Annotated in this window: 16 protein-coding genes and 1 pseudogene; 6 read left to right on the plus strand and 11 right to left on the minus strand. The window is 27.5% G+C overall.

All coding sequences use genetic code 11. The annotated features are described in order from the left end of the window. Positions 1-41 precede the first annotated feature (41 nt). Both H8891_RS08170 and H8891_RS08175 read right to left on the minus strand, forming a co-directional pair. A complete protein-coding gene (locus tag H8891_RS08170) occupies positions 42-1,310 on the minus strand; it encodes a cation:proton antiporter (RefSeq protein WP_147543346.1) in 1,269 nt (422 codons plus the stop codon). 329 nt (positions 1,311-1,639) lie between these two features. Continuing rightward, complete coding sequence (locus tag H8891_RS08175) at positions 1,640-2,428, minus strand: M23 family metallopeptidase (RefSeq protein ID WP_187006050.1); 789 nt, start codon at positions 2,426-2,428, stop codon at positions 1,640-1,642. A 158-nt stretch (positions 2,429-2,586) separates the two neighbouring features. On the opposite strand from H8891_RS08175, the gene H8891_RS08180 reads away from it, so the two are divergent. Continuing rightward, positions 2,587-2,967: a hypothetical protein gene (locus H8891_RS08180; RefSeq protein ID WP_187006051.1), complete on the plus strand. Its 381-nt coding sequence runs from the start codon at positions 2,587-2,589 to the stop codon at positions 2,965-2,967. A gap of 70 nt (positions 2,968-3,037) precedes the next feature. On the opposite strand, the gene H8891_RS08185 is transcribed toward H8891_RS08180, so the two are convergent. Next, positions 3,038-4,936 carry a type I glutamate--ammonia ligase gene (locus H8891_RS08185; RefSeq protein WP_187006052.1) on the minus strand — a complete coding sequence of 633 codons (1,899 nt, stop codon included), beginning with the start codon at positions 4,934-4,936 and terminating at the stop codon, positions 3,038-3,040. Between the two features lie 225 nt (positions 4,937-5,161). Between H8891_RS08185 and H8891_RS08190 the strand changes: the two genes are divergently transcribed. Continuing rightward, positions 5,162-6,007 (plus strand): 3'-5' exonuclease, encoded by an 846-nt coding sequence (locus tag H8891_RS08190; RefSeq protein WP_187006053.1) that lies wholly within the window; start codon positions 5,162-5,164, stop codon positions 6,005-6,007. Between the two features lie 29 nt (positions 6,008-6,036). Here H8891_RS08190 and H8891_RS08195 read toward each other — a convergent pair whose 3' ends face one another. The 3 genes from H8891_RS08195 to H8891_RS08205 are packed head-to-tail and all read right to left on the minus strand — an operon-like array spanning position 6,037 to position 8,144. Next, the gene (locus tag H8891_RS08195; protein ID WP_147543341.1) at positions 6,037-6,363 is read right to left on the minus strand and encodes a hypothetical protein; all 327 of its coding nucleotides are present in this window, start codon (positions 6,361-6,363) and stop codon (positions 6,037-6,039) included. A gap of 58 nt (positions 6,364-6,421) precedes the next feature. Continuing rightward, positions 6,422-7,174, minus strand: coding sequence for an exodeoxyribonuclease III (locus tag H8891_RS08200; protein WP_147543340.1), 753 nt, complete (start codon positions 7,172-7,174; stop codon positions 6,422-6,424). A 19-nt stretch (positions 7,175-7,193) separates the two neighbouring features. Next, complete coding sequence (locus H8891_RS08205) at positions 7,194-8,144, minus strand: galactose-1-phosphate uridylyltransferase (RefSeq protein ID WP_187006054.1); 951 nt, start codon at positions 8,142-8,144, stop codon at positions 7,194-7,196. A 270-nt stretch (positions 8,145-8,414) separates the two neighbouring features. Here H8891_RS08205 and H8891_RS08210 point away from each other — a divergent pair. Further along, positions 8,415-9,628, plus strand: a pseudogene (locus H8891_RS08210) (pyridoxal phosphate-dependent aminotransferase). Positions 9,629-9,690: 62 nt separating this feature from the next. Here H8891_RS08210 and H8891_RS08215 read toward each other — a convergent pair. Then, positions 9,691-10,143 carry a MarR family winged helix-turn-helix transcriptional regulator gene (locus tag H8891_RS08215; RefSeq protein WP_147543337.1) on the minus strand — a complete coding sequence of 151 codons (453 nt, stop codon included), beginning with the start codon at positions 10,141-10,143 and terminating at the stop codon, positions 9,691-9,693. A gap of 258 nt (positions 10,144-10,401) precedes the next feature. Between H8891_RS08215 and H8891_RS08220 the strand changes: the two genes are divergently transcribed. Next, on the plus strand, positions 10,402-11,457 hold the full coding sequence (locus H8891_RS08220; RefSeq protein WP_330604965.1) for a PTS sugar transporter subunit IIC: 1,056 nt from the start codon (positions 10,402-10,404) through the stop codon (positions 11,455-11,457). 350 nt (positions 11,458-11,807) lie between these two features. After that, positions 11,808-12,863, plus strand: a complete 1,056-nt coding sequence (locus H8891_RS08225; protein WP_330594302.1) for a PTS sugar transporter subunit IIC — start codon at positions 11,808-11,810, stop codon at positions 12,861-12,863. 61 nt (positions 12,864-12,924) lie between these two features. Here H8891_RS08225 and H8891_RS08230 read toward each other — a convergent pair whose 3' ends face one another. The 4 genes from H8891_RS08230 to modA all read right to left on the minus strand — a co-directional run bounded on the left by H8891_RS08230 (position 12,925) and on the right by modA (position 16,326). After that, complete coding sequence (locus H8891_RS08230; protein ID WP_187006055.1) at positions 12,925-13,755, minus strand: DegV family protein; 831 nt, start codon at positions 13,753-13,755, stop codon at positions 12,925-12,927. A gap of 62 nt (positions 13,756-13,817) precedes the next feature. Beyond that, entirely contained in the window at positions 13,818-14,864 is a 1,047-nt protein-coding gene (locus H8891_RS08235; RefSeq protein ID WP_187006056.1) for a sulfate/molybdate ABC transporter ATP-binding protein, read from the minus strand. Positions 14,865-14,866: 2 nt separating this feature from the next. Next, positions 14,867-15,541 carry a molybdate ABC transporter permease subunit gene (gene modB / locus H8891_RS08240; protein ID WP_187006057.1) on the minus strand — a complete coding sequence of 225 codons (675 nt, stop codon included), beginning with the start codon at positions 15,539-15,541 and terminating at the stop codon, positions 14,867-14,869. A 32-nt stretch (positions 15,542-15,573) separates the two neighbouring features. Next, entirely contained in the window at positions 15,574-16,326 is a 753-nt protein-coding gene (gene modA / locus H8891_RS08245) for a molybdate ABC transporter substrate-binding protein (RefSeq protein ID WP_187006058.1), read from the minus strand. Between the two features lie 160 nt (positions 16,327-16,486). Here modA and H8891_RS08250 point away from each other — a divergent pair, with 160 nt between their 5' ends. Then, the gene (locus H8891_RS08250; protein WP_207723604.1) at positions 16,487-17,713 is read left to right on the plus strand and encodes an NAD(P)-dependent oxidoreductase; all 1,227 of its coding nucleotides are present in this window, start codon (positions 16,487-16,489) and stop codon (positions 17,711-17,713) included. Positions 17,714-17,757: the final 44 nt, after the last annotated feature.

Genomic DNA, 17,757 nt, shown 5'->3' on the forward strand with positions numbered 1-17,757 from the left:
AAAAAAGTTTAATATAAACTTTTTTAGATAGTTTTTTATTATTATGCTACATCTTTAGCTTTTATATTTTCATCTTTTTCTTCTTCTAATAAATCTAACTTTTTAGCTAATAGTTTAGTTGTACTAGCTTGTACTATTAATGTTATTAATATTGTCATAAACACTACTGATGATATTATTTCATACCCTTGTATTTGCATAGAAACTATTATCCCTGATAATGCAGCAGGTATAACTCCTGTTTCTCTTACCCACATCATAAATAATTTATCTTTAAATTCCCATTTAGCCTCTCTATCAAATAAAGTACATATCAATACTACCAAAGGTCTTGCCACAAACATTAGGACTAATACTACTAATAATGATGGTAACCAATATTGACCAAGTGCAGCTAAGTCTACATGTGTTCCTAAAACTATAAATATAGCCATACGACATAATGCTCCTACACTTTCTCTAAAGAAATGTTCTGCATGAAAATCTTCTTCAGGTACCCATAATCCAAATAATTTTCTATTTCCTGCTATAAGTCCTGCTATAAATACAGCCATATATCCACTACCATGTAATTTAGTAGCTATTTCGTAAGCTAATGCAACTTTTAAAACTGATATTATTGGAGCATATGAATGAAATACTCCCCACTTTTTATCAGATACTAGTAATGAAAATATTAGTCCTATTGCCATACCAACAATTAACCCTACTACAACTGAAACTATCAATTCTTTTAAACTTTCTCCAGCTGAAAATGAACCAGATGTTATAACTGCTAATAAAGTACTTACTAATATAGCTCCAACTGCATCATTAAATGCCGACTCACTAACTACAGTTTGCTTTATTTTGTTCTTTATATTAACTTGCTTAAACACTGGTATAAGTGCCGCTGGGTCAGTTGATGCTATAACTGCACCTATTAATAAAGCTGTCATTATAGAAACTGGAAATATCTTACTAGTTGCAAATCCTACTACTACAGTAGATATTACTACACCTAAAGTTGCCAGTAACCCAACACTGACTTTAACTTTATTTAATACTCTTAAATTTACTTCCCTACCACCTTCATATAGTATAAATGCCGATCCAAAGGTTAATATAAGATTATTTTCTATTGGAAAAGATTCTACACTTATTATATTTAAAACTGCAGGACCTATTATTATCCCCGCAATCAAATATAATATTACATCAGGTAGTTTTAATAGCTCACTAACTTTCCCCAATATTATACCTGTTACAACTACTACCGAAAATATAAATAATAAATTATTAGTAGCTATAGCTTCCATTGTATTCTCCATTTAATTCACCTCTTTTTTAATTAGATATCTAACTATTTTACTTAACATTGAATAAGTATAATACTATAAATTTGTAAAGTCAATTGTTTATAAATATTTCTTTTTTTTTGGAAAAATCAGAAAATTAGTTTTCTAACCTTTAAACTTTAAAATATTTAATCAATTGAATATTTTTTATAAATATATATTTTAAAATAAACTTTTTTTGTTATATTCCTTATATTTTAAAGTAAAAATAAAAAAGCATAGATAATAAAGTAAAAACTTTTTGATATTATCTATGCTTTTATTATAATTTTTTATAATTTTTTATAATTTTTTCACTTAATTTATTTGATTGTTATATCTAATGGATTTTTTAATTCTCCATTTACACTTATTTCAAAATGAACATGATTTCCAGTTGATTTACCCGTAGACCCAATTTTAGCTATAGATTCTCCTTTTGATACTATATCTCCTTCTTTAACTATATTTTCACTATTATGACCATATATGGAAACTTTGCCATCAAAATGTTGTAAATAAACAACATTCCCATACCCATTTTGAACTCCTGAAAAAGTTACAACTCCATAATCTGTAGCCACTATATCAGTTCCATAGCTAGCGGGAATATCTATACCTTTATGTAACTTTTTTTCTTTAGATATAGGATGAATTCTATATCCAAAAGGTGAACTTATATCTTTAAATCCTGGAACTGGCCAACATCCATAGTTAATAGTATCTTTTATATCAGCTTTAAGTTTAGATTCTTGTTCGTTTAAATCATTTATATTAATATTTAATTGATTTTTTAAATTTTCTAATTCTTGTATCTCTTCTTCAAAAGTTTTTTGAATTTCATTATTATCTTTTAAACTACTATCATCAATGAAACTTAACTGTACAACTTCAGTATCATTTATATCATTTGTATATGATCTTTTAGATTCTATTACTTTCTCTATTTTAGAAATTTGTTCATTTATGCTCTTTTGTTCTATTTTTAAATTGTATATATTTTTTACAGTTTCTTCATTTGTAGTAGCTTGACTTTCTAATCCATATACATTGAGTGTGTTTATAGTAGTTATTAAGCTTAATATTATTAATATTTTAAAAGTTTTAATCATAAGCTTTTCCTCCTTTTCCATCACTGTTTTTTAATATGGACAAATTTACTATAAATTATTCAAAAATCATAATATGTACAATCACAATATACAACTAAACTTAGTAGTATATTGGAGGACACTTTTTATTTTTCTATATTAATAAGGGGGAAGGTAGTATGTTTAAAAATCAAGAAATCCTATTCGGAGTTATATCTTCTATATTTATATTAATATATGTGTCTATATACATACTTCAAGACATATATTTATTAATTAGTTCTAAGTATTTAAAATCAACTATAAATAAAGTACTTCCTGCTCTTAATAAGCTTAATACCATATCTTTAATACTTGCTTTAGTGTTTATGATACCTCATATTTACTATTTAAGAGAACAATTAACATCATTTGATACTGGATATATACTTTTATTTTTATTGATGATAGCTACATTTACTAAAATTCATTTTTTAAGTAAATTTAATATAAAACAGTATTCATCTATAATAGCTTATTTATTAACAATAAACTTAGCTGTACACATATTTTTTAGGTAAATTTATTTTATGAAATTAAAAAGAGCAATTAAGATTTTACTTGATTGCTCTTTTATATTTTTATAAAAATTTAAAATATATTCTTTTGATATTGTATATATAAATGTTGCACTTCTTTCATTTTATCTTTCATTTCTATTTGTAACTTTGAAGCTAGTTCATAATCTTTACTTTCTATAGCTTCCTTTATTTGAGTAAATAAAGATTTTTTACTCATAGTATCTTTCATTAAATAATGTTTTAAATTATTTATATTATCCCAAGCTACTTCATCTAATGTATTCATATCATCAGTATCATGTAATTTTTTTAAACTTCTTATTATATCTATATTATCTTGTATAATTCTATTTTTAAGTTCTTTTTTCCATTTATCTATTGCCCCAGTTTTAAATGAATTTATAATTTTCTCAGTAAATACATCCCCTTGTATTAAAGATTCTATTTTATAACTTTGAATTTCTAAGTTTTTCATATTCTCATAAACTGTAGCTGGTGGAATTGAAAATCTTTGATTTCTTTCTTCAATACTATAATCTTCAAATACATCATTCTCATCTCTATATGATCTATCTTTTTCTAAATAAAATCCATCTTCTCCAATTTCTTTAGATAATTCTTTTTCCAAGTCCTTAGTACTTAATTTACTTTCTGCTACTGCTTTTATACCATGAAGTATAGTTTGATAAGCTCCTGCTATAACTAAGTATGTATTTGATAGTGGATTTGGTGATCTTAATTCAAATCTTGTAGACAAAGGACTGTTTATATCTCTTATAAGACCTACTAAAATAGATCTATTTCTAGATGGTAACTCATAAGTATGTCCTAATGATGTAACTATACACACAGGCGCTTCAAATCCAGGTACTAATCTATTAAACCCATCATTTGATGATGTTACAAACGGATTTAACACTTCATAATTTTTAAGTATACCCATTAATGCCCCATATCCAAATTTAGTTGTATAATCACTTGTCATGTTATATGGAGAAAATAAATTTACTATTTTTCCATTTTTAAGTTTTGCACTTATACCAAAGTGTGTGTGTTCTCCACTTCCAGCTACTCCATCTAAAGGCTTAGCCTTAAATGTAACTTCTAGTCCATTTCTAGAAAATACATCCTCTATAACTTCTCTTGCTAGTAACTCATTATCAGCACATTGAAGTGGTGTTGAATATTTCCAATCGATTTCCAACTGCTCCATAGCATGATTTGTTTTACCATCTATGCTTATAGAACTAGTTATTCCTCCTACTTCTTTGTGTCCCATTTCTGGTTCTAAACCTAATTTTTGAAGTATTGTTAAACTATTTTCTAAACAAGTTCTAATTATTCCTTTTGTTCTTTTCCAATATTGTTCCTTAAGGCTTTGAGATACATGAAGTGCTTCTAAATCTACTTTATCTTCTGGAGTATTAACCCAAAATTCTAATTCTGTAGCTGAAGTTAAATTTATACTTTCTATATCATATGGGTTTTCTATTTCTAATTCTTCAATCATGTGTGGATATTTATGTATTATCTCTAGTATAGAATCTTTTATATACTGTTCTGATTTCTTTAGTATACCTCTTGAACAAACTCTCTTACCTTCATGCAATAAAAATGATGGTATTTTTAAAGTTCCTATTGGTAAGTTGCACTTATCGCATATATTTTCCATATTATAATCTATATACCATACAGCATCATTATCCGGCATTAAATCTACTTTTGCATTGTTTAGTGTTGCTATGTTATATAATTCAACACTCGAACCATCTGTTTGTATACCAGAATTTAAGAAATCATTAATATCTTCTAGGAAAACTTTCATAGGTATTTTTTCATCTATAGCGTTTCCGCCTAGGTCAACACCCATAAGTGAAACAAACATTATATTTTTATGCTTAGATAGTATTTCTTTTAAATCTTTTTCGTTGTGATTTTCTTTTTTTATAACATATAATAAAGATTGCATTGTTGTTCTTCCTTTCACTTATTTTATTTTACGAATTGTACATTACAATATATTTAACAATAAATTGTAGTTTAAGTTCGTAAGTTAATTTATATTATTATAGTATAAAGATATAATATTCGCAATATTTTTCACTTTTAAACTTAAGTTTAAAATCCTATGTATAAATTTTTTTTTACATAGGGTATACTAAATTAATAACTAATAATTTTAGGAGAGATTTGTATGGAATATATAGTTTTCGATTTAGAATTTAATCAGGGATTTGATAAAGAGAATAATAAAACATACTCTGATGAAAAATGTCCCTTTGAAATAATACAAATAGGAGCTATAAAATTAGATGCTAATTTCAATATAATTGATAAATTTAGCAGTTTTGTAAAACCAAATATATATAAAGATATTCATCCTTTTGTTGGTAAGATGACTCATATAACACTAGATAAAGTTAAAGACGCGCCTTCATTTAATACTGTGTATAAAGACTTTAAAAAATTTATATCAAGTAAGTCCAGTATAATGTGTGTATGGGGATCAGGCGATTTAAAAGAATTGTACAGAAATATAAATTATTATTCACTTCCATCAAAAGGATTACCCAAGCTCTATATAAACGTTCAACAATATGCTTCATCTTACTTTAATAATCCAACAGGACAAAGTATAGGTCTTCAAAACGCTATACAGATATTAGACCTTCAGGAAAATAAAGCTTATCATGATGCATTAAATGATGCTTATTACACAGCATTAGTTCTTAAAAATATTTATAATGAAAATATAGTTGCTGATACTTATGTTTATACTCCAGTAAAACCTAATAGAACTAGATCAAAATCAGCTAAGAAGAAAGTTGATTATAATAGCTTATTTGAGGAATTCAAAAAAATATTAGGAAGAGATTTAACTTCTGATGATAAAAAACTTATAGATTTAGCTTATAAAATGGGGAAAACAAATCAATTTTTAATAGATGAAGCTTCACAACCCCAACCTAAAACTAAAGTTTCAAATAAATTTATTAAAAATAAATCTAAAAATGGATTTAAATATAAAAAAAGAAGATAGGTCTTATAAATTAGGACCTATCTTCTTTTTTATACATTTAAAAATAACATTTTTATTTCTTCATACTGTGCAAATTCTACAATTTCCACAGGTTTATCTTCACTTCTATATTTTTCGTCTTTACCTACATATACATCTACATTCCCAATTTGATTATATATTCCATCTATAATATTTAAAAAATCTTCACTTTTTAAACTTTCACCTTTTGATTTTAAAAATATTATACTTTCATTTCCTTCATCTCTAATTATTGATTCTATTCCAAATAAAAGACTATCTTCCTTTATATAAACAACTTTAGCACCTAGTGCTATTCCTTTATTAACTTTTTCTTTAAGCTGTAATAAATTCATAATTCCCTCCTTATTAAAAGTATATTAAATTATATTAAAGAAATTATGAATTTATGTTTTATTTTATAACTAATTCTACAGGACAATGATCAGATCCTAAAATTTCAGTGTGAATACTAGCTGAAACTAATCTATCCTTTAATTTTTGAGAAACACAAAAATAATCTATTCTCCATCCTGCATTATTTTTTCTTGCATTGAATCTGTAAGACCACCAACTATAAACTCCTTCTTTATCAGGATTAAAATATCTATAAGTATCTATAAATCCAGAGTCTAAAAACTCAGTAAATTTGTTTCTTTCCTCATCTGTGAAACCTGCATTTTTTTTATTAGTCTTAGGATTTTTTAAATCTATTTCTTTGTGAGCTACATTTAAATCTCCACACATTATAACTGGCTTGATTTCATCTAATTTATTTAAATAACTTCTAAAATCATCTTCCCACTTCATTCTATAATCAAGTCTTTTTAATCCCTGTTGAGAGTTTGGAGTATAAACTGTTACAAAGTAAAAATCTTCAAACTCTAAAGTTATAACTCTACCTTCATTATCATGTTCTTCAATATCTATTCCGTAACTTACACTAAGTGGTTTCTTCTTTGTAAATATTGCAGTACCTGAGTATCCCTTTTTAGTGGCATAGTTCCAATAATCATAATATCCTTTTAATTCTAATTCTATTTGACCTTCTTGTAATTTAGTTTCTTGCAGACAAAATATATCTGCATCTACCTCTTTAAAATAATCCATAAATCCTTTAGTAACACAAGCTCTTAGTCCGTTAACATTCCATGATATAAATTTCATATTTTTCTCCTTTGTTTATCTATTTAAATATTATTTTTTTTGCAAAGTCTTTTGGCAGTGTAGAAGATACATAAATTCCATTACTTATCTCAAATCCTCCAAAACTATATTTTCTAGGTATTACATGAAAATGTAAATTAAATAAATCACTACAATCTATATTTTTAGGGTGTGAATGCATACATAAATTAAACGGCATATAACCACATACTTTATATATTTTTTCAAATAAATTTTTAAATATATATGCAAGTTCATGTATATTATCATTTTCTAAATCTTCAAACTTAGTACTATCTTTACATATAATTCTAACTTCATTACTATACATAGATGCATAAGGAACTAATACTATAAATTTACTACCATTATACACAACTCTTTCATTTAAACTTAATTCTTTTTTAATTGTCTTTTTGTATAAACTTTCATTTTCGTTTTCATAATACTCTTTTAATATATTAATTTCATTTTTAACATCTTTAGGCACCATGGACATGGAAATAATCTGTGAATGTGGATGGATTAGAGATGCTCCTGCTTTTTTTAAGAAGTTTTTAAATATACTAACATATAATACGTCTTTATCATTTATATACTTCTCATATCTATTTTTATACATTAAAAACATATTATTAAACTCTTTTTCACTCATGTTATAAAAAGAACCATTATGCCTATAAGTATCTATCATCACTTCGTGATTTCCTCTTATACCTTCACAACTTTCATCTATAATTGGGTATTTATTATAAACTGACCTACAAACCCACTCTGACCCATTACATATTTCAAATGTTTTTTCAGCTGCATATTCTTCATTACCTCTACAAAATGGACAATTTAAATCATATATATCATAAACTTCTTCTTCATCCATAATTGGTTTAATATCAGTAGGTCTGCTTGACCTATCAGGTGCAGATATAACCATATCACCACTAAATAAGTCAATTCTTACATCTTTCATACCAAGCACCTCTTCTAAGAGTATTTATATATCAAATCATATATATTTATATCTTATATAATATTTTCACAATAATATTTTGTTATAACTATTTTTGTAAATTAATCAAATACACATTTATAATTTTACAGATTTTAACATCAAATGTAAATCCTCTTACTCTTTTATTTTAACATTAAAAATTGAATGATTTTTAATATAACTTCTGCTATTATACTCTTGTAAAGAGATTTTACAGATTTTTCAAACAAATAATAGGGGGTATTAAAAATGAACTTTTCTAATAGAGTTATATCTATGCAATCTTCACCTATAAGAAAGCTAGTTCCATATTCAACAGCTGCAAAGGAACGAGGATTAAAAGTTTATCATTTAAATATAGGTCAGCCAGACATAAAAACACCTAAAAGCTTTTTTGATGCTATTAATAATTTTAATAGTGATGTGTTAGAATATGCAGTATCTCAAGGATTACCTGAGTTAATAGAGGAAATGATAAATTATTACTCTACATATGATATAGACTTTAAAAAAGATGAGATACTTATAACTAATGGTGGTAGTGAGGCTTTACTATTTGCTATGATGGCTACTTGTGACCCCGGAGATAATATCTTAGTACCTGAACCATTTTATACTAACTATAACGGATTTAGCTCTTGCATAAATGTTTGTGTAAAACCTATAACTACACATCCAGAAGAGGGATTTCATTTACCTAAAAAAGAAGATATAGTTTCTAAAATAGATAAAAACACTAAAGCAATACTAATATCTAATCCAGGAAATCCAACTGGTTGTGTATATACTAAAGAAGAAGTTTATATGCTATCTGATATAGCTATAGAAAATAATTTATGGATAATAGCTGATGAGGTTTACAGAGAGTTTGTTTATGATGGACTTGATTATATAAGCTTTGGTAATATAGATAAAGTAAAAGATAGAGTAATAATAGTTGATAGTGTGTCTAAAAGATATAGTGCATGTGGCGCTAGAATAGGCTCTCTTGCTTGTAAAAATAAAAGTTTCATATCCCAAGTTCTAAAGTTATGTCAAGGAAGATTATGTGTGTCTACACTTGATCAAGTAGGCGCCATAGAATTATATAAAACGCCTAAATCTTATTTTAACGAAGTTAATGAAGAATATAAAAAAAGAAGAGATGTATTATCAATGAATTAATGAAAGTTGAAGGAGTTATATGTGAAAAACCTAAAGGTGCATTTTATATACTTGCTAAATTACCTATAGAAAATGCTGAAGATTTTGTAATTTGGATGTTAAATGAATTTGAGGTTGATGGAGAAACTGTAATGGTATGTCCTGCTGAAGGATTTTATGCAACAAAGGGTCTTGGAAAAAGCGAAATCAGACTTGCTTATATATTAAATGAAAACGATTTAAAGAAAGCTGCTAGTATATTAAAGCAAGGTATTGAAAAATATATTGAAATTAAAAATAATTTAGCAACTAATATATAAAAAATAGGCATTCAATTGAATGCCTATTTTTTACTTGTTACTCAAATTGGGTTTTTATATACTTATTTTAAATTTTCTTTTATAAGTATATCTTCTAAATTTTTTATTGACTGCATGAACTTATCTCTATCCTCTTCACTTAATTCTAAAAATCTAGATTCTAGCTTTTTACCTAATTCTTCTAAAAAGTCTTTAGCTATTACGTCTCCTTCATTAGTTAAGTTTAATATATACTTTCTTCTATCTCTTAAGTCCCTTGTCCTTGTTAAGTATCCTTTTTTAGTTAAGTCATCTACCATAGTAGTAAGACTTCCTTTTTCTATATTTAATTTTTCACATAAGTCCGTCATTGTTATTTCCCCATTATTTTTTATGAATACAAGTGCTCTTAATTGAGTTCTATTTACATCAGTATTTGCTGCATATTCTTTTAAAGATTCTAGATATAAACTTGCATGTATCTTTGGAAAAGTTTTAGATACAAAGTCTATAATATCTTTTATTATTTCATTCATACTTTCACCTCCAACCCCTTTAGATTATCGTCAAATACTAGTTTACACTAATTCTTTTGTATAAACAACACCAAAACAACAATTCATGTTTATTAAAGCTTTTCAATATTTTTTAAATCTTATTTTATTTTCTACATTTTTCTACATTTTCATACATTTTGCACTATTTGCAAAATTTACATTTTATAATATAATTTTAATCACTGCTTAAAAAGCGTAACGACTATTTATTTTAATCACCGAGGAGGAAATTTTTTTATGATGCAAATTATAACGAGTACAGCATTACTTTTGGCTGTACTAGCATTATTCAGTCTATTTTGTTACAAAGCACCTTATGGTATGAAAGCTATGGGTGCATTAGCAAGTGCTGCTTGCGCAAGTTTTTTAGTTCAAGCATTTCATGGTGCATTATTCGGAGAACAAGTTCATATTGCATTCTTAGGAAGCGTTGGATCTGCTACTGGTAGTTTAAGTGGAGTTGCTGCAGCTATATTAGTTCCATTAGCTTTAGGTGTATCTCCAGTATATGCAGTTTTAGTTGGTTTATCAGTTTCTGGTTTCGGAATACTTCCAGGATTTGTTGCAGGATATTTAACAGCATTTGTTGTTAAATTCTTAGAGAAAAAAGCTCCTGCTGGTCTTGATTTAATAATTATAATATTAATTGCTGCTCCTTTATCAAGAGGAATCGCTACATTTATGGATCCACTTGTAAAATCTACATTAATGCAAATAGGACAAGCTTTAACAGCTGCTTCTTCAACATCTCCAATATTTATGGCTATAATACTAGGAGGATTAATAACTGTTGTTGGTAATACACCTTTATCATCAATGGCATTAACATCTGTAATAGGATTAACTGGACTTCCAATGGCAATAGGTGCATTAGCAGTATTCGGTTCTTCTTTCACAAACTTCGTATTTTTCTCTAAAATGAAATTTGGTGATAAAAAAGACACTATTTCTGTTGCAATAGAACCATTAACTCAATCAGATGTAATATCTGCAAATCCAATACCAGTATTTACTACTAACTTTATAGGCGGAGCATTATCAGGTATTGTAGTTGCTTTAGTAAGTATGTACGTTGCTCCACTTGCAATAAGCGTTCCTGGTATGGCTACTCCAATCGCTGGTTTTGCTGTAGCAGTTGGACAAAACGGAACTCCTGCTTTAATTGCTGCTGGTGGATGTATAGTAGCAAGTGTATTCTCTGGATTATTAGGACATAGAATATTCAGTAACCACAAAATAGTTACTGTTGCTGAAATACGTGGTGAAAAAAACAACGAATGTACTGCTGCTTAGACCAGTATGTTTTACATAAAATGATATTATAAATAAAGTTGCTTTTACATTGTTAAAAGCAGCTTTTTTCATATTTAAGAACAATTTTCATAAAAAATCTTACTTATTCAAAATATAAACTAGCATATATCTACTCTATAATAACACTCCAAAACAGCAATCTGATGCGGTTGCAATTTTAACATTATTTTTCAAACTTTACTTTATTTTCTAACTCTTTCTACATTTTTCTACATTTAAACTATTTACAAAAATGTTTTTTTATAATATAATTGACTCATAGCTTCCCGAGACAAGCGGGAAAACAATAACAAGCATTTGTTTATTTTACATTTAAGGAGGCAATCATTATGATGCAAATACTTACAAGTACAGCATTATTATTAGTTGTACTGGCATTATTCACTTTATTTAGCTACAAAGCTCCTCATGGTATGAAAGCTATGGGTGCATTAGCGAGTGCTGCATGTGCAAGTTTCTTAGTTGAAGCATTCCACGCTTCATTATTTGGACAACAATTTGGAATAAAATTCTTAGAGCAAGTTGGATCTGCAAACGGTAGTTTAGGTGGAGTTGCCGCTGCTATATTAGTTCCATTAGCTTTAGGTGTTTCTCCAGTTTATGCAGTTTTAGTTGGTTTATCAGTTTCAGGATTCGGAATACTTCCAGGATTCGTTGCTGGTTACTTAATATCATTCGTTGTTAAGTTCTTAGAGGAAAAAACTCCTGCTGGACTTGACTTAATAGTAATAATATTAATAGCTGCTCCTTTATCAAGAGGAATAGCTCAAGTTATGAACCCAATAGTTAATGATACTTTAATGCAAATAGGACAAGCTTTAACAGCTGCTTCTACTACATCTCCAATATTAATGGGTATAATACTTGGTGGCTTAATAACAGTTGTTGCTACTGCTCCATTATCATCAATGGCTTTAACATCTATAATAGGATTAACAGGTCTTCCAATGGCAATAGGTGCATTAGCAGTATTCGGTTCTTCTTTCATGAACTTCGTATTCTTCTCTAGAATGAAGTTTGGTGATAAAAAAGATACAATAGCTGTTGCTATAGAGCCTTTAACTCAATCAGATATAATATCTGCTAACCCAATACCAGTATTCACTACTAACTTTATAGGTGGAGCATTATCAGGTGTTGTAGTTGCTTTAATAAGTAGTTATGTTGCACCACTTGCAATAAGCGTTCCTGGTATGGCTACTCCAATAGCAGGTTTTGCTGTAGCAGTTGGACAAAATGGAACTCCTGCTTTAATGGCTGCTGCTGGATGTATAGTAGTAAGTATTGCTGCTGGATTTATAGGACATGCATTATTCAAAAACTACAAAATAGTTAGAGCTGATGTAATCCGTGGAAATGGAAATAACGAAGATACAGCTGCTTAGTCAGTTATTATATAAAAAAAGCACATCAAATGATGTGCTTTTTTATTTTTACTTATATTAGTTATTTAACACAAAATATTCCTAATATGCCTGGCCCTGCATGAGACCCTACACAAGATCCAACATCTGTAATTAATATATCACTAATTCTAAGCTCATTATTTGTCATATCTCTTAATTTTGTCATATCACTTTCACAATCCCCATGTCCTATAGCAATACCCATTCCCTCAGTATAGTGTTTTTTAGCTAAATCAACCATTTTAGCAAATACGTGTTTTTTTCCTCTTGCTTGAGCCACTGGTGTAACTAGTCCATCCTTAACTTCTAATATAGGTTTTATATTGAGCATATTACCAATTACCGCCTTAGAAGAAGATATTCTACCGCCTCTTTGTAAATACTTTAAATCATCAACAGAGAATACAACATACATATTATCTCTCATGTACTCTAATTCTTTTATAATCTCTTCTATAGATTTACCTTCACATGCCATCTGAGCAGCTTTTACAACCTGCATACCACATCCATATGAAAAATTTAAAGTATCAAATGTATATATTTTTCCTTCAGTATCATTTTTAGCCATAACAGCACTTTGATAAGTTCCTGTAGCTTTCGATGATCCCGATATGTATAATATTTCTTTACCTTCTTTTATAAATTTATCAAATACTTCTTTAAATTGGGCATATGTAGCTTGCGATGTTTGAGGAAGTTTACCTTCTCTTAACATGTCATAAAAATTTTTAGGTTCTAAATCTATTCCATCTTTATATTCATCTTCTCCAAATCTAACAGTTAAAGGAACCATTTCTATATCATATTTTTCCCTTAAATTTTTAGGTATATCAGATAAACTATCACATATTATCTTTAAATTATTCATAATAATTCCTCCTTCACAAATAATATTATACAATAAACTCAGATTCTATTAAAATTTAGTTGTTAAAAAAAGCATAGTTTATCTTTATCAAATTCTATATTTATAAAATTTCCACTAAGTGAATTCATATCAGTCTTTTTTATATTAATATAAATAGGAGATAATTTATCAGACTTAGCTTTTTTTAAACTTACAGTATAGTCAAAAGGATTTTCTATAATATTTATAAGTTCCATATTAAATACCTCAGTCCTTCTATTATTACTAATTTTTATATCCTCTTCTCTTATACATACATAATTTAAATCTTCATTTATACTCATATTGTTTACATTTATATAAATATCCCAATCTATGGCATAAATAACTTCACCTTTTATAAATTTAATTTTTGATATATTCTTAAAACCAGTTAATTTAGCCTCTTTCAACGATTTTGGACTTTTAAATAATTCATCTTTACTTCTTTTGTTGATTGCTAATCCATTATCATATACAACTATATCATCACAAACTCTATAAGCTTCATTTATATTATGAGTTACAAATATAGTGTTACCTTCATAGCTCTTAAGTGTATTTCTTAAATTTTCTTCCATAATATCTCTTAGATGATAATCAAGAGCTGAAAATGGTTCATCTAAAAGTAATATTTCCGGTTCTTTAACTAATGCTCTAGCCAATGCGACTCTTTGCTGCTGTCCCCCTGACAACTGATTTGGATATAAATCTTTTAACTTCTTCAAATTAAATTTATCTATATATTCATTACAAATTTCATCTGTAGCAAATTTACTTTTATTGATTAACCCCAATTTTATATTTTCATCAACTGTCATATGAGGGAAAAGTGCATAATATTGAAATACAAAACCTACATTCCTATCTTGAGGTTTTAAATTTATATTTTTACTAGAATCGTATAACACCTTATTGTTCACTATAATCTTTCCTTTATCTGGGGTTTCAAGTCCTGCTATACATTTTAAAGTAATACTTTTACCACAACCAGATTCCCCCAATAATCCAGTAATTTTATTATTTTGATTTATATTTACTTTTAGAACATAGCTATTTAACTTTTTTTCTATATCTATATATAAAGACATCTTTAATCCCTCTTTCCAAGTTTTCTAAGCTTAGATTTTGATATACAATTAGACACTACTATAACTATAGATGATAATCCAATCATAATCATAACCCAGAGCATTGCTTGATTCATATTTCCGCCTTCAGCCTCAAAAAATATAGCTATTGGCATAGTTTGAGTTTTACCCGGTATATTTCCTGCTACCATCAAAGTTGCTCCAAATTCTCCAAGTGCCCTAGCAAAGGATAGCACTACTGCACCAATTATTCCTGGATAAGCTAAAGGAATAACTATTTTGTAAAATATCTGCTTTTCACTAAGTCCTAGTGTTCTAGCTGCGTATACCATATTATTATCTATTTGTTCAAATGAACCTTTTAAAGTCCTATACATTATTGGAAAGGATACTACTGTGGCTGAAATTACTGTCGCTGTCCAAGTAAATATTAAATTTATATCAAAGTTTTTAAGTAAAATTCCTACAGGACCATTTTTACCTATTATAATTAACAAAAAAAATCCTACCACCGTCGGCGGTAGTATTAATGGCAAAGTTAATAATGTATCTATAATATTTTCATACTTACCTTTATACCATGCCATTTTATAAGCAATTAAAATACCTAATGTAAAGGTTATAAATGTTGCACTTAAAGACGTTTTTATCGAAATAATTAATGGTGAAATATCCATTTGATAATCTCCTATCTAAATTGTTGTCAAACTTATGATTCATACCCATAATTTTTTAATATGTCCTTAACGTCATTGCTAAGTAAATATTTATTAAACTTTTTAATTTGATCTAAATTATTTTCTGATTTAATTATTCCAACTGGATATACTATAGGTGAGTGTAAATCATTTGCAATATTGTATATATGTAAATTTTTCTTGTTTATTGTATCACTTGAATATAAAAATCCTGCATCTACATTTCCAGACACTACCCATGCTAATACTTCTTTTGCATCTTTTCCATATACAAGTTTGTTTTCTATGTCATTTTTTATACCTTTATTAATTATTACTTCATTTGCATATTGACCTACTGGAACACTTTTTAAATCTCCTATTCCTATCTTTTTATATTCATTATTTTTTAAATCATCTATGCTTTTTATATCTTTTGTACTACTAGCTAAAACTAATCTATTTTTTGTAAATTCATTATATTTATTATCTATCAAATAATTATCTTTTTTTAATTCATCCATATATTTTTTAGAAGCTGATATAAATATATTACATGGAGCTCCTTGAACTATTTGTTGCTTTAGAGAACCTGAAGATCCAAAATTTAAAACTAAATCTATATCTTTATTTTCTTGTTCATACAACTTTTCAATTTCTTGAAATGGATTTTTTAAACTAACTGCAACACTTACATTAATTTTTGTTTTTTCATGTTTTTCGCATCCTAAAACAATCATTCCTATCGAGAGTATTATAAAAAGACTTAATAATTTTCTATACATAGTAAATACCTCCTATTTTATACTTTTAATTATATATTTACTCAAATTTATAGTCAATTGCGCAAATATTCTAACAAGATTTGTATTTTTCGACTTTATTATATATTATAAATAGTTATTTTAGGGTATAATAGTATATATTATTAGAGGTGGTGATAATTTGTTAGATTTAAATTTAGAAGCTAATAGATGTTTGGTATGTAAAAATGCTAGATGTAAAAATGCCTGTCCAATTAATACAGACATACCAAATGTTATAAATTTATATAAAGAAGGTAAATTAAAAGAAGCTGGTGAACTTTTATTTAATAACAATCCTTTATCTGCAGTTTGTTCAATAGTATGTCCTCATGAAAATCAATGCTTAGGAAACTGTATTAGAGGTATTAAAGGTGAACCTATTCAATTTTATAAAATAGAAGAAGAAATTTCTAGAAAATTTTTAGAAGAAGCTAAGTTTGATAAAGTTGATAAAAATGGTAAAAATATAGCTATAGTTGGTTCTGGTCCTGCTGGCCTTACAGTGGCACTTGAACTTGCTAAAAAAGGTTATAACATAACTGTATTTGAAAAAAATGAACAATTAGGTGGTATACTTAGATATGGTATCCCTGAATTCAGATTACCTAGAGAAATAATAGATAACTTAGTTGATATATTAAAATCTATGGGAGTTAAATTTAAAATAAACTCTGTTGTAGGTCCTGTATTAACTCTTGATAAATTATTTGATGATGGATATGATGCTATATTTATAGGTACTGGAGTTTGGAATCCTAGAAGACTTGATATAAAGGGTGAGAGCTTAGGTCACGTTCATTATGCAATAGATTATTTACGTTCTCCTCAAAACTACGATTTAGGTGATAAAGTAGTTGTTATAGGTGCTGGTAATGTTGCTATGGATGCTTCTAGAAGTGCCAAACATTATAGCTCTAAAGATGTTTATGTAGCTTATAGACGTGACTTTGAAGATATGACTGCTACTAAAGCTGAAATACATGAAGCTATTGAAGAAGGAGTACAATTTATGACTTATAAAGCTCCTGTTAAAATAGTTAATGAAGGAATTATTTTAGCAGATACTAAAAAAGTTGTAGATGAAAATGGTAAAACTTCTTTAATTACAGTAGAAGATAGTGAAAAACTATTTAAATGTGATTCTATACTAATTGCTGTTAGTCAACTTCCTAGAAATACTATAGTTTCTAATAATAAAGGTCTAGATGTTAATAATAGGGGTCTTATTATGACTGATGATAGTGGACATACTACTCGTGATGGTGTATTTGCTTGTGGAGATGTTACACATGGAGCTAAAACAGTTATAGAAGCTGTTGTTGCTGCTAAAACTGTTGCCAACTCTATAGACGAGTATTTAAAATAAATAGTTAAAAAGCTATAGAAATTCAAATTTTTCTATAGCTTTTA

This window comes from Paeniclostridium hominis (assembly GCF_014306135.1).
Taxonomy (GTDB): domain Bacteria; phylum Bacillota; class Clostridia; order Peptostreptococcales; family Peptostreptococcaceae; genus Paraclostridium; species Paraclostridium hominis.